Below are 766 nucleotides of genomic sequence, written 5' to 3'. Positions count from 1 at the left end.
ACATGGAGGGCCTGTCGGACGAAGCCGTCTGCGCCCGCTGGGTCGAGAACCCGTACCACCAGTTCTTTTGCGGCGAGCAGTACTTCCGCCACAAGCTGCCACTGGATCGCTCATCGATGACGCGCTGGCGGAACCGGATCGGGGCCGACAAGCTGGAACTTCTGCTCGCCGAGACGCTGCGCGTGGCGATGGAAACAAGGGCAATGCCGCCGCAGGCCTGCGAGCGGGTGACGGTGGACACGACTGTACAGACCAAGGCGATTGCCCATCCCACCGACAGCCACCTGCTGCTACGCGGCATCGAGTGGCTGAACCGGATTGCCCGCAAGCACGGTATCAAGCTGCGCCAGTCATTCCTGCGGGTGGGCCGCCAGGCTCGGCGCGATGTCTCCCGGCTGATCCACGGGCGCGGTCACGAGCAGGCATTGCGTTGGGTGCGCAAACTTCGCACCTGGCTGGGCCGGCTCGACCGCGACATCGGCCGCAAGATCGCCGGAAATGAGGAACTCGAGGCCGCCTTTGCCGTCGTCCGCGAGCGGGTGGCGAAGATCCTCACCCAGAAGGCTGGCAGCACGGACAAGCTTTATGCCCTGCACGCGCCCGAGGTGGAATGCATCGCCAAGGGCAAGGCGCGGACCCGCTACGAGTTCGGGGTAAAGACCTCGATCGCGGTGACAAACGCCCGCACCGCCGGCGGCCAGTTCATCGTCGGCATGCAGGCGTTGCCCGGCAACCCCTATGATGGCCACACCCTGTCCGGGCAGAT

Annotated in this window: 1 protein-coding gene; it reads left to right on the top strand. The window is 65.9% G+C overall.

Features of this window, described 5'->3' with window-relative positions; translation table 11 throughout:
* Positions 1 to 766, top strand: a 766-nt coding sequence (locus PKF00_RS44840) for an IS5 family transposase (RefSeq protein ID WP_271223736.1), incomplete at both ends; no start/stop codon positions are given.

The organism is Streptosporangium carneum (assembly GCF_027922005.1).
Lineage (GTDB): Bacteria > Actinomycetota > Actinomycetes > Streptosporangiales > Streptosporangiaceae > Streptosporangium > Streptosporangium carneum.
This window is presented reverse-complemented; position numbering and strand designations above follow the sequence as displayed.